This window comes from Streptomyces sp. TRM68416, assembly GCF_014596915.1.
GTDB lineage: Bacteria > Actinomycetota > Actinomycetes > Streptomycetales > Streptomycetaceae > Streptomyces.
On sequence record NZ_JACVWU010000031.1, the window covers coordinates 79,971 to 100,110 of the forward strand.

At 71.6% G+C, this 20,140-nt stretch carries 14 protein-coding genes; 11 read left to right on the forward strand and 3 right to left on the reverse strand.

All coding sequences use genetic code 11. From position 1 onward, the window contains the following. Positions 1-35 precede the first annotated feature (35 nt). The 3 genes from ICC28_RS35370 to ICC28_RS35380 all read left to right on the forward strand — a co-directional run bounded on the left by ICC28_RS35370 (position 36) and on the right by ICC28_RS35380 (position 2,151). Positions 36-659 (forward strand): TetR/AcrR family transcriptional regulator, encoded by a 624-nt coding sequence (locus ICC28_RS35370; protein ID WP_188292911.1) that lies wholly within the window; start codon positions 36-38, stop codon positions 657-659. A gap of 83 nt (positions 660-742) precedes the next feature. Then, positions 743-1,444, forward strand: coding sequence for a ribonuclease HII (locus tag ICC28_RS35375; protein WP_188292912.1), 702 nt, complete (start codon positions 743-745; stop codon positions 1,442-1,444). 68 nt (positions 1,445-1,512) lie between these two features. Next, complete coding sequence (locus tag ICC28_RS35380) at positions 1,513-2,151, forward strand: hypothetical protein (RefSeq protein WP_188292913.1); 639 nt, start codon at positions 1,513-1,515, stop codon at positions 2,149-2,151. 312 nt (positions 2,152-2,463) lie between these two features. On the opposite strand, the gene ICC28_RS35385 is transcribed toward ICC28_RS35380, so the two are convergent. After that, positions 2,464-3,090 (reverse strand): hypothetical protein, encoded by a 627-nt coding sequence (locus tag ICC28_RS35385; protein WP_188292914.1) that lies wholly within the window; start codon positions 3,088-3,090, stop codon positions 2,464-2,466. Between the two features lie 432 nt (positions 3,091-3,522). Further along, a complete protein-coding gene (locus ICC28_RS35390; protein ID WP_188292915.1) occupies positions 3,523-5,688 on the reverse strand; it encodes a RecQ family ATP-dependent DNA helicase in 2,166 nt (721 codons plus the stop codon). Between the two features lie 118 nt (positions 5,689-5,806). Between ICC28_RS35390 and ICC28_RS35395 the strand changes: the two genes are divergently transcribed. From ICC28_RS35395 to ICC28_RS35425, 7 genes are all read left to right on the forward strand, one after another. Continuing rightward, positions 5,807-7,399 (forward strand): DUF4192 domain-containing protein, encoded by a 1,593-nt coding sequence (locus tag ICC28_RS35395; protein WP_188292916.1) that lies wholly within the window; start codon positions 5,807-5,809, stop codon positions 7,397-7,399. A gap of 827 nt (positions 7,400-8,226) precedes the next feature. Beyond that, positions 8,227-10,146 carry a glycogen debranching N-terminal domain-containing protein gene (locus tag ICC28_RS35400; protein ID WP_188292917.1) on the forward strand — a complete coding sequence of 640 codons (1,920 nt, stop codon included), beginning with the start codon at positions 8,227-8,229 and terminating at the stop codon, positions 10,144-10,146. Positions 10,147-10,277: 131 nt separating this feature from the next. Beyond that, positions 10,278-11,036 carry an NUDIX hydrolase gene (locus ICC28_RS35405; RefSeq protein ID WP_188292918.1) on the forward strand — a complete coding sequence of 253 codons (759 nt, stop codon included), beginning with the start codon at positions 10,278-10,280 and terminating at the stop codon, positions 11,034-11,036. Positions 11,037-11,175: 139 nt separating this feature from the next. Continuing rightward, entirely contained in the window at positions 11,176-13,218 is a 2,043-nt protein-coding gene (locus ICC28_RS35410) for an ATP-binding cassette domain-containing protein (RefSeq protein ID WP_188292919.1), read from the forward strand. 163 nt (positions 13,219-13,381) lie between these two features. Continuing rightward, positions 13,382-14,269, forward strand: coding sequence for a FadR/GntR family transcriptional regulator (locus ICC28_RS35415; RefSeq protein ID WP_188292920.1), 888 nt, complete (start codon positions 13,382-13,384; stop codon positions 14,267-14,269). A gap of 432 nt (positions 14,270-14,701) precedes the next feature. Next, positions 14,702-16,237 carry an RNA polymerase sigma factor gene (locus ICC28_RS35420; RefSeq protein ID WP_188292921.1) on the forward strand — a complete coding sequence of 512 codons (1,536 nt, stop codon included), beginning with the start codon at positions 14,702-14,704 and terminating at the stop codon, positions 16,235-16,237. A 135-nt stretch (positions 16,238-16,372) separates the two neighbouring features. Further along, positions 16,373-17,233, forward strand: coding sequence for a serine protease (locus ICC28_RS35425; RefSeq protein ID WP_188292922.1), 861 nt, complete (start codon positions 16,373-16,375; stop codon positions 17,231-17,233). 114 nt (positions 17,234-17,347) lie between these two features. Here the strand turns inward: ICC28_RS35425 and ICC28_RS35430 are convergent, their stop codons facing one another. Continuing rightward, positions 17,348-17,578, reverse strand: coding sequence for a hypothetical protein (locus ICC28_RS35430; protein ID WP_188292923.1), 231 nt, complete (start codon positions 17,576-17,578; stop codon positions 17,348-17,350). Between the two features lie 446 nt (positions 17,579-18,024). Between ICC28_RS35430 and ICC28_RS35435 the strand changes: the two genes are divergently transcribed. Next, the coding region (locus ICC28_RS35435) for a type IIA DNA topoisomerase subunit B (protein ID WP_188292924.1) at positions 18,025-20,140 on the forward strand (2,116 nt) is incomplete at its 3' end.

The following is a 20,140-nucleotide window of genomic DNA, read 5'->3' on the forward strand; positions in this document are numbered from 1 at the left end:
CGCACTTCCGCTTTCCCTGTTCGTTGGAGACGCCGATGGTTACCTCGCGCTGGACGGCCGCCCCCGCTCAGGCGGCCTCGCCCCGCCGGCGGGGCGCCGTGCTCGAACGTGCGATCCTCGATGCCGCGCTGGAGCAGCTCAGTACGGTCGGCTGGAACGGCCTCACGATGGAGGGTGTCGCCGCCGGAGCCCAGACGGGCAAGGCCGCGGTCTATCGCCGCTGGCCGTCCAAGGAGGATCTCGTCGCCGACGCGCTGCGGGCCGGGCTGCCGCGCATGGATGCCGTGCCCGATCTGGGCAGCGTGCGCGAGGACCTGCTCGCGCTGTGCCGTCTGGCGCGTGATGCCATGTACTCCCGCCCCGGTATCGCGCTGCGCGCGGTCATTCACGAGTGCGATCAACTCCAGGCCGAGCGCTTCCACAGTGTGATCTTCGAAGGTGTCGTCGAGCCGACCCTGACACTGCTTCGCGAGGTCATAACCCGTGGAATCCAACGCGGCGAGGTGCGGCCCGATGCGGCGAACAGCTACGTCATCGATGCCATCCCGGCCATGATGATGTATCGCGCCAAGATGTGCGCGAGCGAATGGAACGACCAGGATCTGGCGGAAATGATCGACCAGCTGATGCTGCCGCTGCTCAGGCCGGGCGCGGACTGACCGCGGGGTTCGGAAAGGCGTGGCGTCACTCGGGGAAACCGGGGTATCGCCGGGTGATCCGGGCGGCGTACGCTAAGGGCGCCATGCCGTACGAACCACCTACTCACACCGTCGAGCGCTCTCTTCGCGCAACGACCGGAGCGAAGATCATTGCCGGTGTCGACGAGGTAGGGCGCGGCGCCTGGGCCGGCCCCGTCACCGTCTGTGCAGCGGTCACCGGACTGCGTCGGCCCCCCGATGGCCTCACCGACTCCAAACTGCTCACCGTCAAGCGTCGCAACGAGCTTGCCCTGGAGCTGCAGAAGTGGGTGACGTCCTATGCCCTGGGGCATGCGTCCCCGGAGGAGATCGACGCCCTTGGGATGACGGCCGCGCTGCGGCTGGCTGCCGGGCGGGCTCTTGAGTCGTTGCCGGTCCGTCCCGAGGCGGTGATCCTCGACGGGAAGCACGACTACCTCGGCGCCCCCTGGCGGGTCCGCACGGTGATCAAGGGGGACCAGTCGTGTGTGGCGGTGGCGGCGGCTTCGGTGATCGCCAAGGTTCAGCGCGACAAAATGATGGCCGAACTGGGTATCGACCATGCAGACTTCGGTTTCGCGGACAATGCCGGGTATCCGTCGCCCGTGCACAAGGCCGCACTGGAGGAGCGGGGCCCCACCCCGTACCACCGATTGTCGTGGGCGTATCTTGATGCGCTGCCCCGGTGGCGGCATCTCAAGAAGGTCCGCAGCTGGGCGGAACGGAGTGTTCCGGAGATCGAGGGACAGCTCGGCTTCGATTTCTGACCGTTCCGTTCGCACTCATGTGCCACCCGTTCACGTGAGCCGCACCAACGTTTGATAAATATCAGCCCATGCCTCTCATTCCCGAGGAGCCTCAGATTCACGAGAGTGCCCAGGGTCCCCGCGCCACGCCGGCCAGCGGCCGCACCGCGCCGACCCCCCGCCCCGTACCCGGACCCCGCCCCGCGGCTCCGCCCCGTCCTGGTCGCCCCGGGCCCCTGCGGCCCACGGCACCGGCGCAACGGACGCCCCGTGACGCGACTCCGGCCAAGCCCGGACCCGCCGGTCCGGCTGTCCCCGCCTCCGCTCCGGCCTCGGCGACTCCGCAGATCCAGTTGATCCCGGCCTCGGCCGAGGGTGCGCTCGATGCTGCCGAGGAAGCCGTCGACCTGCTGCTGGAGTCGGGCCGTGCCCCTGGCGACGTACTGGTGATCACTACCGGTGAGCAGCATCCGTGGGCCGCCCACGAGCTGTCCTTCGGCGAAGCCTCCTACTGGGCGCAGCACGACGCCGGTGACGACGTGTTCTACGCGGACGCCGCCGTCGCGGACCGTGCGGCCTCGCGTGCCGTGGTAGTGGTCGCCGTGAACGGTGGACCCGACACCACTGCGGCCGCAGCTCTGCCCCTGGCTCTCGGCCGGGCCGGCGCCCTGCTGATCGTCTGCGGTGACCCGCAGCAGATCAACTCGGTGCTGGGCGCGGGCGTCTGAGCCGTTTCCGGTTCGCCCGGGAGCGCAGGGGGAAGGCGCCGCTGCGGCGGCACCGCACGGTGGGGGTTTCCGCATGCGCGGGTGAGCGCTGAGGGCCTGTGCGCCCAGGCGCCCGGCCGCTTCGGCACGCCCTGTCGAGGTGTCGGCCGGTCGTTCTGCGCCGATGTATCGGCCGGTCGTCGTGGTGCAAGCCCGACGTGCGGGCTGGTCGCTGGGCGTGCGGACACGGTGGTTCGGTGGCGTCGTGCGGGAGACGGTCCTACCGATGGAGGAACGTTCCGTCGGAGGACTGTCGGAACCATGACCGTGGAGTCAGCGGGCGGCCGCCCGGCGCAGGATCTCCGAGGCGGCGCCACCCGTGCGCGGCAGGGGAGGCGGTGACTCGGAGGTGGCGAACGGCTCCGGCGCGGAATCCGCGTGGGGACGGCGTCCGCCCCGGCCCTCGCCGAGGACCTGCCAGCCGTCCCGTGTCAGCGTGATGTACGCACCACAGCGCAGGCCGTGCAAGGTGCAGGCGTCACGCAGGCCCCACATCCACGCTCCGTCCTCCTGCGTCCAACGCGCGTCGCCGTCACGGCAGTAGAGCAGGACGGCGGTGCGCACGGGCGTCCGCCGGCGCAGATCGTGCGGGATGACCCGGCGCAGCTGGGCGAGCAGGGCGTTGCGGAACATCCAGCCGTCGGCCGGAGCCGACCGGCGTGTGAACGAGGCGCTGGCCCGAAGCCGCTCGTCGGAGTCCAGGACGGCCACGACGGCCGTCTCCGGCTTGGGGTGGTGGCGCGCGTGCAGTCCGCTGACCACCTCGCGTGGATTGCGCAGCAGCGGGATCCCGGCAGCGGCCCACTCCGCGGGTTCGAGCATGCGGGCCAGAGGGGCGGCGGACAAGTCGGCAGAGGTCGACGTGGATGCCGCGGGTGACGGAGTGAATCCGAAGGTCACGGTCCTCCCTTCGGCTACACGCCCACACTGCGGGCGGGGTCGGATTCGGGGGAGCGCACACCGCAACGGAGCCCTGCCGGACCACGGACAAGTCGCGCGGGGAGCGGAGTTCAATTCTTCCTGTCGAACTTGGTTGCGGCAACGAGCAATTGGGGCCGCCGACCGGTATCTGGTGATCCGCGACTTATATCCCTACCCCGTGTGCCATCCTGCGATGCGTGGGGCAGCCGCGCTGGACGAGGAGCGCTCGAGGCCACTACCCAACTCTCCCTGAACAACGGCTGTCTGCGGCGGCACGAGCGGTCCGCGGCCAAGACAGCGCGCCATCGCAGTCCGCCATCGCTGTCCGCCATCGCAGTGAGCGGTGAGGGAGTGCGATGACGGTGCGCGACGACGGCGTGCGCTCGCGCGGTACCGGCCTGCGGCGCTCGATCAGCCCTGTACGGCCAGGACCAGAGGCAACACCCCCTGGGCGCCGGCCCGGCGGAGCATGCGGGCCGCGACCGCGAGGGTCCAGCCCGTCTCGGTGAAGTCGTCCACGAGGAGGACCGGGCCGTGCGCCCCCTCGAGGGCGGACACAAGTTCCGGCGGTACGGTCAGCGCCCCGTCGAGGGCCTTCAGCCGCTGTGCGCTGTTGCTCCGCGAGACCGGCGGGGTGTCGCCGGTGTACGTCACCGAGCCGAGCAGCGGCAGTCGGCCGATCTCGGCGATGTGTGCCCCCAGGGAGTCGATCAACCGGGGGCGGGTGCGTGAGGCGATGGTGACGACGCCCACGGGACGCGCCTGGGCGTCCGCCGCCCCCGAGGCCCAGCCGCCGGGTCCCTTGGCCCAGTCCACGAGGACGTCCACGACAGCCTTGGCCACGTCGTCCGGCACGGGACCGTCCGGAGCCTGCGGCGCGAACATCGGCCGTAGCCGATTGCCCCAGCCGATGTCCGAGAGCCGGCCCAGGGCCCGTCCGGGAGCGGCCTGCTCGCCGGGCGGAATGCGGCCCTTGAGCTCGACACCGATCGCCGGAAGCCCCGTCGGCCACATGCGGCGCGGCTCCACCTCGACGCCCGCCCGGCCCAGATCACTGCGTGCGGCGTCCAACGCCGCCGTGGACGTGTCCGCACCGAAGCGCGCGCCCGCGCAGTTGTCGCAGCGGCCGCAGGGCTTGGCGCCCTCGTCGTCCAGTTGGCGCTGCAGGAACTCCATGCGGCAGCCGGTCGTCGACGCGTACTCGCGCATCGCCTGCTGTTCGGCCTTGCGCTGGCGGGCCACCCAGTCGTAGCGCTCCGCCTCGTACGTCCACGGCTGCCCGGTGGCGATCCAGCCACCCTTGACCCGCTGGACGGCGCCGTCGACGTCGAGGACCTTGAGCATGGTCTCCAGGCGTGATCGGCGCAGCTCCACCAGCGGTTCCAGGGCGGGCAGCGACAAGGGCCTGTCCGCGCGCGAGAGGACGTCGAGCGTGCGGCGCACCAAGTCCTCGGAAGGGAAGGCGAGGGAGGCGAAGTACTGCCAGATCGCCTCGTCCTCCGGACCCGGGAGCAGGAGCACCTCGGCGTGCTCGACACCTCGTCCGGCACGGCCGACCTGCTGGTAGTAGGCGATGGGGGAGGAAGGGGAGCCCAGGTGGACGACGAAGCCGAGGTCGGGCTTGTCGAAGCCCATGCCGAGCGCGGACGTGGCGACCAGGGCCTTCACCCGGTTGGCGAGCAGGTCGTCCTCGGCCTGCTGCCGGTCGGCGTTCTCCGTCTTGCCCGTGTACGAGGAGACGGTGTGCCCCCGCTGCCGCAGGAAGGCGGTGACCTCCTCGGCGGCGGCCACGGTGAGCGTGTAGACGATCCCGGAACCCGGCAGTTCGTCGAGGTGATCGGCCAGCCACGCCATGCGGTGCGCGGCGTCCGGGAGCCGCAGCACGCCCAGGCTCAGGCTGTCCCGGTCCAGAGGGCCGCGCAGCACCAGGGCGTCGGACGTACCACCGGTGCCGAGCTGCTCGGCGACATCGGCGGTCACGCGCGCATTGGCGGTGGCGGTGGTCGCGAGCACCGGCACTCCCGGTGCCAGGTCGGCGAGCATGGTGCGCAGCCGCCGGTAGTCCGGGCGGAAGTCGTGGCCCCAGTCGGAGATGCAGTGGGCCTCGTCCACGACGAGGAGGCCGGTCGCGGCGGCGAGCTTGGGCAGGACCTGGTCGCGGAAGTCCGGGTTGTTCAGTCGTTCCGGGCTGACCAGCAGGACGTCGACCTGGCCCGCGGCGATTTCGTCCTGGACGGTGTCCCATTCCTCGGTGTTGGAGGAGTTGATGGTGCGCGCATGGATGCCGGCCCGGGCCGCGGCGTCGACCTGGTTGCGCATGAGCGCGAGGAGCGGGGAGACGATCACGGTCGGGCCGCTGCCCCGGGCCCGGAGCAGTGCCGTGGCCACGAAGTAGACCGCGGACTTGCCCCACCCCGTGCGCTGGACGACCAGGGCCCGACGTCTGTCGGCGACCAGCGCCTCGATCGCCAGCCACTGGTCCTCGCGCAGTCGTGCCGCGCCGGTGGCGTCCCCGACGAGGCGGGCGAGGACCGTATCGGCAGCCGCCCGGAGTTCCGCGTTGTTCGTGTGCTCCATGCGTCCCATACAACAGGAAGGCACCGACAATCCGAGCCTGCTGTGGATTTGACGTGTCCCTGATTGGAGTTATCCACAGGGCAAAGCGGAATCTCGCAATTCGCGAGATCGTCTGCGCATGACGAATCACGGCGAAACCGCTGGAAACCCCGAAAACAGTCACTTCATCCGCCACCACAAGCCCTTCGACCCCACCGACTCCCTCCCGCAGGACACCGACGCCGGGGCCGCCCACCGCACCGATCGCCTCGAGTGCAGTGCCTACGCGGGGCACGGCGCCCCACAGGTCACCCTGCGCACCCCCGCCGAACTGGCCGACGCGCTGCCCTACCTGCTCGGGTACCGCCCGGAGGACAGCATCGTGCTGGTCGCCCTCCACGACCGGGACGGGCGCGGACGCTTCGGAGGCCGGGCCCGGCTCGGCATCCCGACGAACCCGGAGGACTGGCCGCCCGCGGCCCGGCAGCTCGCCCACGGACTGGTGATCGGCAGCGAACGCCGAGGCGCCCGGCCCGAGCAGATGGTCGCCTACCTCTGCCAGGAACCGGCACCGGGCGAGACCGGCCGAGACGTCATGGAGCGGCTGCGGCCCCTGGCCCAGAAGCTGCGCACCGAGTGCGGACACCTCGACGTCCCGGTGATCGAGGCCCTGTGCATCTCGGACGGCCGCTTCTGGTCGTACTGCTGCGCCGACGAACGCTGCTGCCCACCGCAGGGCACCTCGATGGGCCTGCCCGGCACCTCCGTGCTGGCCGCAGCCGCCACCTACGCCGGTCTGCAGGTGCGCGGCACACTGCGGGAGCTGCGCGCCAGGCTGTTTCCCTGGGAGACCGCGGCCGCCCTGGAACAGGAAGTCGCCCTGGACACCGCCAGCATGTCCCTGGTCCCCAGGCTCCTCGACGGCGTCGGCCGCGGCGAAGTGGCCGCGGAAACCATGGAACTGGCGGCGCGGGTCATGAAGCGCCTCGCCGACGCACCCGCTCTCGCCGGCGCGCTCACGTCGGACCTCCGCGACGATGGACTCCTCACCCACGACGAAGCGGCCGCGCTGATCCTCGGCCTGCAGGACCGCGCGACCCGCGATCGCGCCGCGGAGTGGATGGAGGGCGACGAGGCCGCACCTGCCCTCCGGCTCTGGCGGGCGTTGGCGCGCCGCTGCGTCGGCCCGTACGGCGAGCACGCCGCGGCGCCGCTCACCCTCGCCGGCTGGGTCGCCTGGTCCACGGGTGACGACCTGGAGGCCAGGGAGGCGCTCGCGATGGCACTCGGCGCGGATCCCGGCTACCTCTTCGCCCGCCTCCTGCACCAGGCCTGCAACGAGGGCCTGGACCCCGAGTCGATCCGCCGCTGCCTGCGCGCGGAACGCACGGGCCGTGCGGCAACGCCGACCGAGCCACTCGACGCCGTGCAGAGCAACCCTGATGCCGTGGCACCCGCCACCGCATCCACAGCACCGTCGCAGACGTCCGGGCGGCAGGGCGAGCGTGCCCCGACACCGGCCGACGCCGCCGCGGGACCGGCCGCAGCAGAAGGACGGCGCAAGGCAACAAGGGTGCCGCGCCCACGCTCACCCAAGGCAGGCACGCACCCCCTGTCCGCGCGGCCTGCCCGGACACGTCCGCGCCCTTCGGGCAAAGACGTCGTGCGCCGCCGTGGCACCTGCCCCGGAGCGGCCCGCCCGGAGAGCACGGATACCCAGGGGGAGGAGTGAGCACCCGCACAGCACAGACCACGCGGTGCTGTCCGCTCGACGGCGGTCGTCCGATGATCCACGGAGCACCGCGAACCGTGCTCGCGGCGGATTCGGGGAACCGCCGCCATTCGGTCGGGTTACCCGCTCTCGGGCGTGACCCGGAGGAGCGTCACCCCGTTCACCTGAGTGGCGGATCGCCTGGACCGGGCGTGCCGCCGCCCTGCCCAGGTACCTCCGGAACTCCCACCCGGCGCCGCACACGCCCGAGGCGCACAGCGCGCAGAGGAAGCCGCCCCATGCATCAGCCGACTCCGCCCTTCGCCGCCGACGACCACTCGCCCGCCGGCCGGTCCAGGGCACCCGTCGGCCCGGACCACGGCAGGCCGCGCCCCCCGGACGGCACGGACCCGACCGGCCCGGGCTTTCCGCGCCCCGGCCCGGCGCCGCGCGGACGCGAACAAGGCTCTCCCGACTTCGGCATGGGCTCGTTCGGGCACGCCTCGGCCCTGCCGGATCGCGACCAGGGAGCATCTCGCGGACATACCTCGGAATCTGGCGGCTTTCAGCAGGAGCCCACTGAGCGTGCGGCAGGATCCACTGAGCGTGCGGCAAGATCCGGTGTGCGTGCGGCAGGACCCGCTGTGCGTGCCGCAGGGGCCGCCGCACCGGATTTCCGTTCCCGCACCGCAGCACCCCCCGTCCCGGACCCTGCGGGCCCCGACCGAGCATTCCCACCCCGCTCCCACCGCCCGCCACCACCCCCGGCCGGCTCCCCTCCCGTACAGCCGCAGCCACCGGCGCCGCAACCACGCCGCCCCATCGACCTGCCGTCCACCCACACCGCCATGATCTGCATCGCCCTCCCCGGACTCGCGATCTCCACCGATCAGGGGCAGCTGACCGGGCAGGGGCTGGAAGGGTTCTACCGAGCGGGCAAGCGGGTGCTCTCCCGGTGCCAGGTGCGCGTCGCGGGTCGCGAACCGCTCGCGATCCACGCCCGGATGACCGCCGCGGACCAGGCCCGCTTCGTCGGCACCCTGCGGGCCTCCCCGGACTCCGGTCCGGATCCGGACGTCGTGGTCGAGCGGATCCGCCACGCGGAGGGCACCGAGCGGATCACGCTCCGCAGCGCGGCCGTCCGCCCCCTGCGCCTGCCGGTCGAGGTCGCCCTCGGGACGGATCTGGCACCTCTCGGCGCCATCGCCTCCGGCGCCACCGGGCCCGAACTGTCCGCCAGCGTCCACGACTCCGGCCTGCGCTGGTCGAGCGCCGCGGGAAACGCCTGCGTGACTGCCGAGCCGCCGCCTTCCGACGCGCTGGCCTCGGCGGGGCTGCTGCGCTGGGAGTTCGAGCTGCCACCCGGCGGCAGCGCGAGCGTGGAACTACGGGTGCGACCGGACGGGGCGGGGCCCGTCCGGGCCGTGGGCCGGGCGGCGACGACCCCCCTGGCCCCGGCGCGGGCCGCGGGTGACCACCCGGGCGTCCAGGCCCTGCTGCGGACGAGCGTCGAAGACCTCCAGGCCCTGCTGCTGCGCGATCCGGCCCACCCCTCCGACAGCCACCTCGCCGCAGGTGTGCCCTGGCGCTGCGGCCTGGCCCCGGCAGAGGCGCTCGCTGCGGCCCGGATGGCGCTGCCCCTCGGTACCCGGCTCGCCACGGGCACGCTGCGCACCCTGGCCCGCACCCAGCTCCAGGCACCGGCGCCCCGAGCCGGAATGATCCCGGGTCCGCGCCGGGACGCGGGCACGCATCTGCCGCCGAGCTGTACGGGTACGGAGGCGACGCTGCTCTTCCCGGTCCTGCTCGCGGAGGCGCGCCGCTGGGGGCTCCCCGAGCAGGAGGCGGAGGAACTGCTGCCGTCCGCCGAGCAGTGCCTGGCCTGGCTGCGCAACAGCGTGGGCGACGGCACGTATCTGTGCGACCCGCAGCCCGGAGGGCCCGCCCGCTGCGAAACCCAGGCACACGCCCATCGTGCGGCGCTGCTGGGCGCGGATCTGCTCGACTCGTCCGGCAGGCCGGGCGGCGCCTGGCTGCGGGAGTGGGCCAGGAGTCTGCGGGCGTCGTTCCAGCAGGAGTTCTGGATCGACGACCTAGGGGGCGGCCGACCGGCGGCAGCCCGTTTGTCGGACGGGCGCCTCGTGCCGCATCTGGGCGCGAGCGCCGTCCACCTCCTCGACACCGGCCTGCTGGGCGGCGGCGAACAGGCGCCCGGGCTGCTCGACAAGGTGCAGACCGAGCAACTCGCCCGGTTGCTCGGCGGCCCGGCCATGGACTCCGGCTGGGGGCTGCGCGGTCTGGGCGCGAAGGAGGCGGGACACAACCCGTTCGGTCACCGCAGTGGTGCCGTACGGGTCCACGAGACGGCTGTCGCCGTGGCGGGCCTGATCGCCGCCGGATACGAGAAGGAGGCGAACGCGCTGCTGCGCGGCACCCTGGCAGCGGCCGAGGCCTTCGGGCACCGCATGCCGGAGATGTACGCGGGGGAGCAGCGCACCGACGGGAGCGCTCCTCTTCCCCACCCGGCGGCCTGCCGGCCGGCCGCCACCGCGGCGGCGGCCGGGGTGCAGCTTCTGACCGCGCTCGTGGGGATCCGCCCCGATGCCCCGGCAGGGACGGTCACCCTCCGCCCGGCACGCAGCGCACCGCTCGGGGAGATCGTCCTCACCGGTCTGCGGGTCGCCGGAGCACCTTTCTCCGTGCGGGTCGGCCGACTGGGCCTCGCCATGGTCGAGGAGGCGGCCGACGGGCTGCAACTGGGGGTGTGACCTCCGGGGACGGTCCCGGCCACGACCGCCCGGAACGGAAGCGGAGCCATGTCCCGCAGCGCAATGGATCAGCCATCGATGCGACCGACGAGGGGAGTGTTTATCGTCAGGAAGACGACTATGATCGCCGCATGCCCTACGACCCGTCAGCCTTTCCGCCCTTCGCCGTCACCGTGGACCTGGTCGTGCTGACCGTGCGCCGCCATGCCCTGTGCGCGCTGGCGGTACGCAGGGGCGAGCCGCCGTTCCAGGGGCGCTGGGCCCTCCCCGGCGGATTCGTGCGGGCCGATGAAGACCTGGCCCAGGCGGCCGCGCGCGAGCTGGCCGAGGAGACCGGCATGCGCGCCCACGACCCCGCCGTGCCCGTCCAGGACAACGGTGCGCACCTGGAGCAGCTCGCGACGTACGGCGACCCCAAGCGCGACCCGCGCATGCGCGTGGTCAGCGTCGCCCACCTCGCACTCGCCCCCGACCTGCCCGCCCCCCGCGCGGGCGGCGACGCCAGCAACGCCCGCTGGGCACCGGTCGAGGAACTGCTCCAGCAGGGCGGCTACGGCCGTGACGGCGAACCCGTGGCGCCGCTCGCCTTCGACCACGCACAGATCCTGGCGGACGGGGTGGAGCGCGCCCGCTCCAAGATCGAGTACTCGTCGCTTGCCACGGCGTTCTGCCCCACCGAGTTCACCGTCGGCGAGCTGCGACGCGTCTACGAGGCCGTCTGGGGTGTGGCCCTCGATCCGCGCAACTTCCACCGCAAGGTGACCGGCACCCCCGGCTTCCTCGTTCCCACCGGCGGCACCACCACCCGGCAGGGCGGACGCCCCGCCCAACTCTTCCGGGCCGGCGGAGCCACCTTGCTCAACCCTCCGATGCTGCGCCCCGAAGTCTGAGGCGAGGACCGGAAGGGAGGGTGTCCGGACCGGGCCGGGAGAGCGAACGGCGAACCGGGGCCGAGTCGGCCGACTGCCGCCCGGGGAGCGGGCCTTGCGGTACCCGAAAAAACGGACATAGCGCGCTATCTTGCTTCGGGTGATCCAGGCCTTCGGACTGACCAGCAACCCGCGCAAGGAGCTTCCGCCCGCCGTCGACGACGTCTCCTTCGAGGCGCGCGCGGGCCATGTCACCACGCTGCTCGGTGCACCCGCGGCGGGCAAGACGACGGCGCTCAGACTCATGCTCGAACTCCAACAGGGCCGTGGGCTCACCTACTTCAGAGGCCGTCCACTGCACCGGATCGCCCATCCGTCACGTGAGGTCGGTGTGCTCCTGGGCGATGTGCCGGGACATCCGGCCCGCTCGGTCCGCGGTCACCTGCGCATGCTGTGCGCCGCGGCCGGCGTTCCGGTGCGCCGTGCCGACGAAGTCCTGGAGGTCGTCGGCCTGGTCAGCCTGCGCGACGAACGCCTGGGCACGCTCTCACGCGGTATGGACCGCCGCCTCGGACTGGCCTGCGCGCTGCTCGCCGATCCGCACACCCTCGTGCTCGACGATCCCGCCGACGGACTGTCCGCCCGGGAGAGCCGTTGGCTGCACGGTGTGCTGCGCGCCCACGCCACCCAGGGTGGCACGGTGCTGCTGACCACCGCCGACCCCAAGGAGGCGGCGCGCACGGCCGACCGGGTCATCACACTGGAACGGGGCCGACTCGTCGCCGACCAGGAGGCCGCCGACTTCGCCCGCACCCGCCTGCGCCCCCGCGTCGCCGTCCGTACCCCGCACGCCGCCCGCCTCGCGGCACTGCTCGCCAAGGAGGCCCGCACCGCACAGCGCTCCGTCGAGATCGTCCGCGAGGAGGGCAACCGTCTCGCCGTGTACGGCAGCACCTGCGCCGACGTCGGGGAGCTTGCCTTCCGGCACGGCATTCTCGTCCACCAACTCGCGGACGAAATCGGGGACATGGGACCTGGTGCCCCAGCGGCGAAAGAGCCCGATCCCCCGCAGCCGGCAGTTCAGGGCACCGCACCCGCCCACGACACGGCCCGGCCGTTCGTCTATTCGCCCGCAACCGGCCGGCCGTCCGTCTATTCGCCCGCGACCGGCCGGGCGTGCGTCGATTCGCCCGCGACCGGCCGGGCGTGCGTCGATTCGCCCGCGACCGGCCGGGCGTGCGTCGATTCGCCCGCAACCGGCCGGCCGTCCGTCGATTCGGCCACAACGGACCGGACATCCGCCGACGCACCCGCAGCGTCGCCGCCCGCGCAGACCCAGCCGGACGTCCGCCCCCGGCAGCCGCCCCGCCCCTCCGGCCCCCGCCCCCTCGCCCCCCTCCCCTCCCTCCCGCCGCCCATCTCCGTACGCCCCGCCCCCAGCCCGCTGCGTCCGCTCCGCTACGAACTTCGCCGGGCCGCCGGAGTCGGCACGGGGTTCCTCATCGGGGCCGCCGTGCTCGTGGTGTCCGCCCTCACCGCCGTACTGCTGGCCCGCATCGGGCACACCCCGCAGCCGCGCCTGCTGGCCGCGTGGCCTCGGGAACTGCCGCTGCCGCCCGCGGCGCTCGGCGCGGGGCTGCTCGGCGCGCTCGCCTTCGGCGACGAGTTCCGCCACCCCGCCCTGGCGGCGGACCGCGGTACCGTGCCCCGTCGGCTGGGACTGCTCGCCGCCAAGCTCCTGGTCTCCGGGGGCACCGCGCTGCTCCTGGCCCTTCTCACGCTGGGATGCGACGCCGAAGTGCTCTATCTCGTCTACGGACGGGAGCTCGCGCAGGTTCCCGCGGACTGGCTCGCGCTGAGCGCGAGTTGGATCGGACTGGTGGTCGGCTGTGCCTGGGCCGGGGTGCTGGCCGCCGGAGTCTTCCGGTCCGCCTCGGCCGGGTTCGCCGCGGTGGTCGCCGTACCTGTGATCGTCGTACCCCTCGTACAGAAGGCCGTGGAGGGAGCTGCCGTGCGAACGGCGGCCGGGTTTCCGCTGCGGGTGCGTGAGGTGCTGCTGACGCAGTGGCCCTTCGGCGGTGAGCGCTGGCTGGCGGCCGCCGCGCGCCTGGTCGCCCAACCCGTCGGCGGCGCACTGACGTTGTCGCTGACCGCCCTGCTCTGCGCGTATCTGCTCACAACCCTGCGCTCCCGGGCCCGATGACGACCGTCCGCGCCCTTTCCGGATCCGGCGTGTGCGCAACTCCCCGTGGAAAGCCCATTTCTTTCCGATAAGGCGTCAATTGCGACGGGGTGAGCGATCACCCTTTCGTGTGCTTTTCACCAAAGACCTCAAGGCAGTTGGAGAGGGCGCCGACAAAGGATCCGTGAGTACCCTTGCGCACACCATGATGACCGCCGCCCGCGCCGCCGATTCCGGTCTGGCCGGCCCGGGCGAACTCGACCGCTACCCCTACGCCGAGGCCCCTGTCGCCGACCGCGTCGGAGCCCCCTCCTGGGAGGGCGCGGAGCCGGAGCTGGGCCGCGTGGGCCGGCGCGCCGCGGGCAGCCGCGGGCGCGGGCTGCACGGCCAACTCGTCCAGCAACTCGGCCAGATGATCGTCTCCGGCGACCTGGGAGCGGACCGCCCGCTGGTGCCCGAGGAGATCGGCCAGCGTTTCGAGGTCTCCCGTACCGTCGTGCGTGAGTCGCTGCGCGTGCTGGAGGCCAAGGGGCTGGTCAGCGCCCGGCCGAACGTCGGCACGCGCGTGCGTCCCGTCAGCGACTGGAATCTTCTCGACCCGGACATCATCGAATGGCGGGCTTTCGGGCCGCAGCGCGACGACCAGCGTCGCGAGCTGACCGAGCTGCGCTGGACGATCGAGCCGCTGGCCGCGCGGCTCGCCGCCGGGCACGGGCGCGAGGACGTGCAGCAGCGCCTGGCCGACATGGTGGAGATCATGGGCCACGCCATGGGGCAGGGCGACGCGCTCACCTTCTCCCGCGCGGACGCCGAGTTCCACTCCCTGCTCATCCAGGTCGCCGGCAACCGCATGCTGGAGCACCTTTCCGGGATCGTGTCCGCCGCGCTTCAGGTCTCCGGCGGCCCGGTCACGGGCTGTGACCGGCCGAACGAGGCGTCCCTGGCGCACCACGCGAGGATCGTCGACGCCCTCGCCGCCGGAGACGGCGCGGGGGCCGAGGCGGCCACGCGGCAGCTGCTCACCGTCCACCCCGAGGTGGAGCGCGTGGTGCCCGCCCCGCGCGAGCACTGACCGCGCACCCGCGGGCGGCGCGGCCCTGGGATGCCTCCCCCCTCCTGTGGCATCGCCGGGCCGGCGAGCCGCCTCCCGTCGGACCCCGCAGGATCCCGGGTGATCCTGCGGGGTCCGACGGTGCGACCAGGCGGCGACACCCGTGCCCTGCCTCGGGCGCAAGCCCTCATTGCCCTTATCCGACCGTGTCTGACAGGTTTTGAACGCTTACGGGGTGTGACTCGGGACACGCAGATTGGGCGTAACGCTCGTGGGAACAACGCGATGACCTAAGAGGTGACAGCCGCGGAGGGAATACGGACGCCATACAAGGCGCTGTGCATCTTCCCGGCCCCCGCCCGCGCCGTCGGCCCATCCCCAAGGCCGGTGGTCGGCTCCTGTCCGCCGTGGACGGGGCCGGAAGCCGTTTTCCAACGTTCCGAGAGGTTGTTCGTGTCGGCCAGCACATCCCGTACGCTCCCGCCGGAGATCGCCGAGTCCGTCTCTGTCATGGCGCTCATTGAGCGGGGAAAGGCTGAGGGGCAGATCGCCGGCGATGACGTGCGTCGGGCCTTCGAAGCTGACCAGATTCCGGCCACTCAGTGGAAGAACGTACTGCGCAGCCTCAACCAGATCCTCGAGGAAGAGGGTGTGACGCTGATGGTCAGTGCCGCGGAGCCCAAGCGCACCCGAAAGAGCGTCGCAGCGAAGAGTCCGGCCAAGCGCACCGCCACCAAGACGGTCGCGGCGAAGGCGGTGACCACCAGGAAGGCCACCGCCACCGCCACGCCGGCGGCTCCTGCCGCCGACGCCGCCGCCGTCGAGGACGAGGCGCCCGTGAAGAAGGCCGCCGCCAAGAAGACGACCGCCAAGAAGGCGGCCACGAAGAAGACCGCCGCCAAGAAGACGGCGGCGAAGAAGACCGCCGCCAAGAAGGACGACGTCGAGATCGTCGAGGACGAGGTCCTCGAGGAGGCCAAGCCCGGCGAGGGCGAGCCCGAGGGCGCCGAGAGCGCCGGATTCGTGCTCTCCGACGAGGACGAGGACGACGCGCCCGCGCAGCAGGTCGCCGCGGCCGGTGCCACCGCCGACCCGGTCAAGGACTACCTGAAGCAGATCGGCAAGGTCCCCCTGCTCAACGCCGAGCAGGAGGTCGAGCTCGCCAAGCGCATCGAGGCGGGCCTGTTCGCCGAGGACAAGCTGGCCAACGCCGACAAGCTCGCCCCGAAGCTCAAGCGCGAGCTGGAGATCATCGCCGAGGACGGGCGCCGCGCCAAGAACCACCTCCTGGAGGCCAACCTCCGTCTGGTGGTCTCCCTGGCCAAGCGCTACACCGGCCGCGGCATGCTTTTCCTGGACCTCATCCAGGAGGGCAACCTCGGTCTGATCCGCGCGGTCGAGAAGTTCGACTACACCAAGGGCTACAAGTTCTCCACGTACGCCACCTGGTGGATCCGTCAGGCCATCACCCGCGCCATGGCCGACCAGGCCCGCACCATCCGTATCCCGGTGCACATGGTCGAGGTCATCAACAAGCTCGCGCGCGTGCAGCGCCAGATGCTCCAGGACCTGGGCCGCGAGCCCACCCCGGAGGAGCTGGCCAAGGAACTCGACATGACCCCCGAGAAGGTCATCGAGGTCCAGAAGTACGGCCGCGAGCCCATCTCGCTGCACACCCCGCTGGGCGAGGACGGCGACAGCGAGTTCGGTGACCTCATCGAGGACTCCGAGGCCGTCGTCCCGGCCGACGCGGTCAGCTTCACGCTCCTCCAGGAGCAGCTGCACTCGGTCCTCGACACCCTGTCCGAGCGCGAGGCGGGCGTCGTCTCCATGCGGTTCGGTCTCACCGACGGTCAGCCGAAGACCCTCGACGAGATCGGCAAGGTGTACGGCGTGACGCGCGAGCGCATCCGCCAGATCGAGTCCAAGACCATGTCGAAGCTGCGCCACCCGTCGCGTTCCCAGGTGCTGCGCGACTACCTCGACTAGGTCGCGGCCCTACGACGCCGAAGGCCCGGTTCCCCGAGAGGGAGCCGGGCCTTCGTGTGCTCGCGCGCGGGTGCGCGGCGGGGCGCGCTGGATCACTCTGGGTCTCCCACGACCACCTGTGAGTGAGGAGCATCCATGCGTCGTCCCTTCGTCCGGCTGCTGGCGGGACCGCTGGTCCTGGCGGCAGCCGTGGCCGCCATACCGCGCGCGTCCGCCGCCCCCGTCGCCCCCGACAGTGTCGTCGTGGGCGGCTTCCCGGTGGACGTGTCGGACAGTCCCTGGACCGTCGCGCTGTCCAGCCGTGACCGGTTCGGAGGTATGCGCGCGGGCCAGTTCTGCGGCGGTGCGGCCGTCGGCCCGCACACCGTGCTCACCGCGGCCCACTGTCTGCGCGAGGACGTCCTGGGCTCCCCGCCGGACCAGGTCGGCGACCTGAAGGTCATCGCGGGCCGCACGGATCTGCGCTCGGACGAGGGCAAGGAGATCGCCGTACGCGAGACGTGGGTGAACCCGGAGTACGACGACGTCACCAACGCCGGGGACTTCGCCGTACTCAAGCTGGCCGAGCCCCTCCCGGAGGGGTCGGTCATCGCGATGGCGCCCGCCGGTGACCCGGCCTACGGGGCGGGAGCACCCGCCATGGTCTACGGATGGGGAGACGTCACCGGGCGAGGTGACTACGCGCGGAGTCTGCGGGCGGCACGCCTGCACGTGCTGTCCGACCGGCAGTGCGAGAGGGCCTACCCGAACACCGGCGGGGACGCGTACCTCGCCGAGAGCATGCTGTGCGCCGGAGAGGTGACCGGCGGCCGGGACGCCTGTCAGGGTGACAGCGGAGGGCCGCTGGTCGCCGAGGGCCGGCTGGTCGGGCTCGTGTCCTGGGGGCGCGGCTGCGCACTCCCAGGAAGCCCCGGGGTCTATGCGCGCGTCTCCCACATCCTCGCGGCCCTGCGCTGGGACGTCCGGGGCGCGGGAGGGCCGCTGACAGCCTTCTGAGGCGGCCCGAGCGGCTCGGCCACAACGCGTACGGGCGGCTGCCCCTGAAAGGTCAGGGGCAGCCGCCCGTACGCCGGCCTATGCCTGGAGCTGGCTCGTCGTGGACGCGATCGGTCAGCGGTCTTCTTCGGAGGCGGTCGCGGGAACGGCCGTCAGCCGCTCCGTCTCGTCCTGTATCTCAGCGGCGATCTTCTTGAGTTCCGGCTCGAACTTGCGGCCGTGGTGGGCGCAGAAGAGCAGTTCTCCGCCGCTCAGCAGGACGACGCGCACGTACGCCTGGGCGCCGCAGCGGTCGCAGCGGTCAGCGGCCGTCAGCGGGCTCGCGGGGGTCAGAACAGTAGTCACGTCGCCTCTTCTCTAGCTCGACGAGCTGTCGTACCAGGGTCAACATCCAACCAGCCTCAAAACGTTCCCGCTCGCGGCTTCTCCCAGAGAGAAATTTTTCCGGGGTGGCTGGCTGCTGCCGGGTTTGGCGGCGAATGTGCCGTATTGCGTGTCTGTGGTGCTTACGGTTTCGCGCTGTCGGTCATGGTCGGGTCCCTCCGGCCGGCTTGCCGGTTTGTTCATGAGGACGTGCCCGGAGCCTAAATGGTTCATGCCTGTAAGGGAACGTGATATGTACTTCACCCCATCGAGGGATCGAACACTCATGCGACTCTGGACTAGTCTGTGTTCCACACGAGGGTGGCGTTACACCGGCTCTACCAGGCCTCGGTACCCTCTTGGCGGCGACCGAAGCCGTGCCCTTACCCAGAAGGGCCCCACCTGAAATTCAGCGAGGAGCGAACCGCGTGACCGCCGAGACGTCCGTGCCGTCCACAGCGCTGCTGGCAGGAGCAGACCGGGACGGTTCCAACTACACCGCGCGGCACCTGCTCGTCCTCGAAGGGCTTGAGGCCGTACGCAAGCGCCCGGGCATGTACATCGGCTCGACCGACAGCCGTGGCCTGATGCACTGCCTGTGGGAGATCATCGACAACTCCGTCGACGAAGCCCTGGGCGGATACTGCGACCACATCGAGGTGATCCTGCACGACGACGGCTCCGTCGAGGTGCGGGACAACGGCCGGGGCATCCCGGTCGACGTCGAGCCCAAGACCGGCCTCTCCGGCGTCGAGGTCGTCATGACCAAGCTGCACGCCGGCGGCAAGTTCGGCGGCGGCTCCTACGCGGCCTCCGGCGGCCTGCACGGCGTCGGTGCCTCCGTGGTGAACGCCCTGTCCGCCCGGCTCGACGTCGAGGTGGACCGCGGCGGCCACACCCACGCCGTCAGCTTCCGGCGCGGCGTCCCGGGCGCCTTCGCCGCCATCGGGCCCGACGCCAAGTTCGACGCCACGGGCGGTCTGCGCAAGGCCAAGAAGATCCCCAAGAGCCGCACCGGCACGCGCGTGCGTTACTGGGCCGACCGCCAGATCTTCCTCAAGGACGCCAAGCTCTCGCTGGACACGCTCCACCAGCGCGCCCGCCAGACCGCGTTCCTCGTCCCCGGCCTGACCATCGTCGTCCGCGACGAGTACGGCCTCGGCGAGGGCGGCAGCAAGGGCGAGGAGTCCTTCCGCTTCGACGGCGGAATCAGCGAGTTCTGCGAGTACCTGGCCACCGACAAGGCCGTCTGCGACGTCCTCCGCTTCACCGGTCAGGGCACCTTCAAGGAGACCGTCCCGGTCCTGGACGACCACGGTCAGATGACCCCCACCGAGGTCACCCGCGAACTCGGCGTCGACGTCGCGCTGCGCTGGGGCACCGGCTACGACACGACGCTGAAGTCCTTCGTCAACATCATCGCCACGCCCAAGGGCGGCACCCATGTCGCCGGCTTCGAGCAGGCGGTCACCAAGACGATGAACGAGGTGCTGCGCACCAAGAAGCTGCTGCGCGTCGCCGAGGACGACATCGTCAAGGACGACGCCCTGGAGGGCCTCACCGCGGTCGTCACCGTGCGCCTGGCCGAGCCGCAGTTCGAGGGGCAGACCAAGGAGGTCCTCGGCACCTCGGCGGCCCGCCGCATCGTGAACACCGTGATCAGCAAGGAACTCAAGGCGTTCCTGACGTCCACGAAGCGCGACGCCGCCGCCCAGGCCCGCGTGGTCATGGAGAAGGCCGTCGCCGCCGCCCGTACGCGCATCGCGGCCCGCCAGCACAAGGACGCACAGCGCCGGAAGACCGCCCTGGAGTCCTCCTCCCTGCCCGCCAAGCTCGCCGACTGCCGCAGCGACGACGTCGACCGCAGTGAGCTGTTCATCGTCGAGGGGGACTCCGCGCTCGGTACCGCCAAGCTCGCCCGGAACTCCGAGTTCCAGGCGCTGCTGCCGATCCGCGGCAAGATCCTCAACGTCCAGAAGTCGTCCGTCACGGACATGCTGAAGAACGCCGAGTGCGGCGCGATCATCCAGGTCATAGGAGCGGGGTCGGGCCGTACTTTCGACATCGACGCGGCCCGCTACGGCAAGATCATCATGATGACCGACGCCGATGTGGACGGCTCCCACATCCGCTGTCTGCTGCTGACGCTGTTCCAGCGCTACATGCGCCCCATGGTCGAGGCCGGCCGGGTCTTCGCCGCGGTGCCGCCGCTGCACCGCATCGAGGTCGTCCAGCCCAAGAAGGGCCAGGACAAGTACGTGTACACGTACTCGGACCGCGAGCTGCGGGACACGCTCATGGAGTTCCAGAGCAAGGGCATCCGGTACAAGGACTCGATCCAGCGCTACAAGGGCCTCGGCGAGATGGACGCCGACCAGCTGGCCGAGACGACGATGGACCCGCGCCACCGCACCCTGCGCCGTATCAACCTCTCCGACCTGGAGGCCGCCGAGCAGGTCTTCGACCTGCTGATGGGCAACGACGTGGCGCCGCGCAAGGAGTTCATCTCCAGCTCGGCGGCGACGCTGGACCGCTCCCGCATCG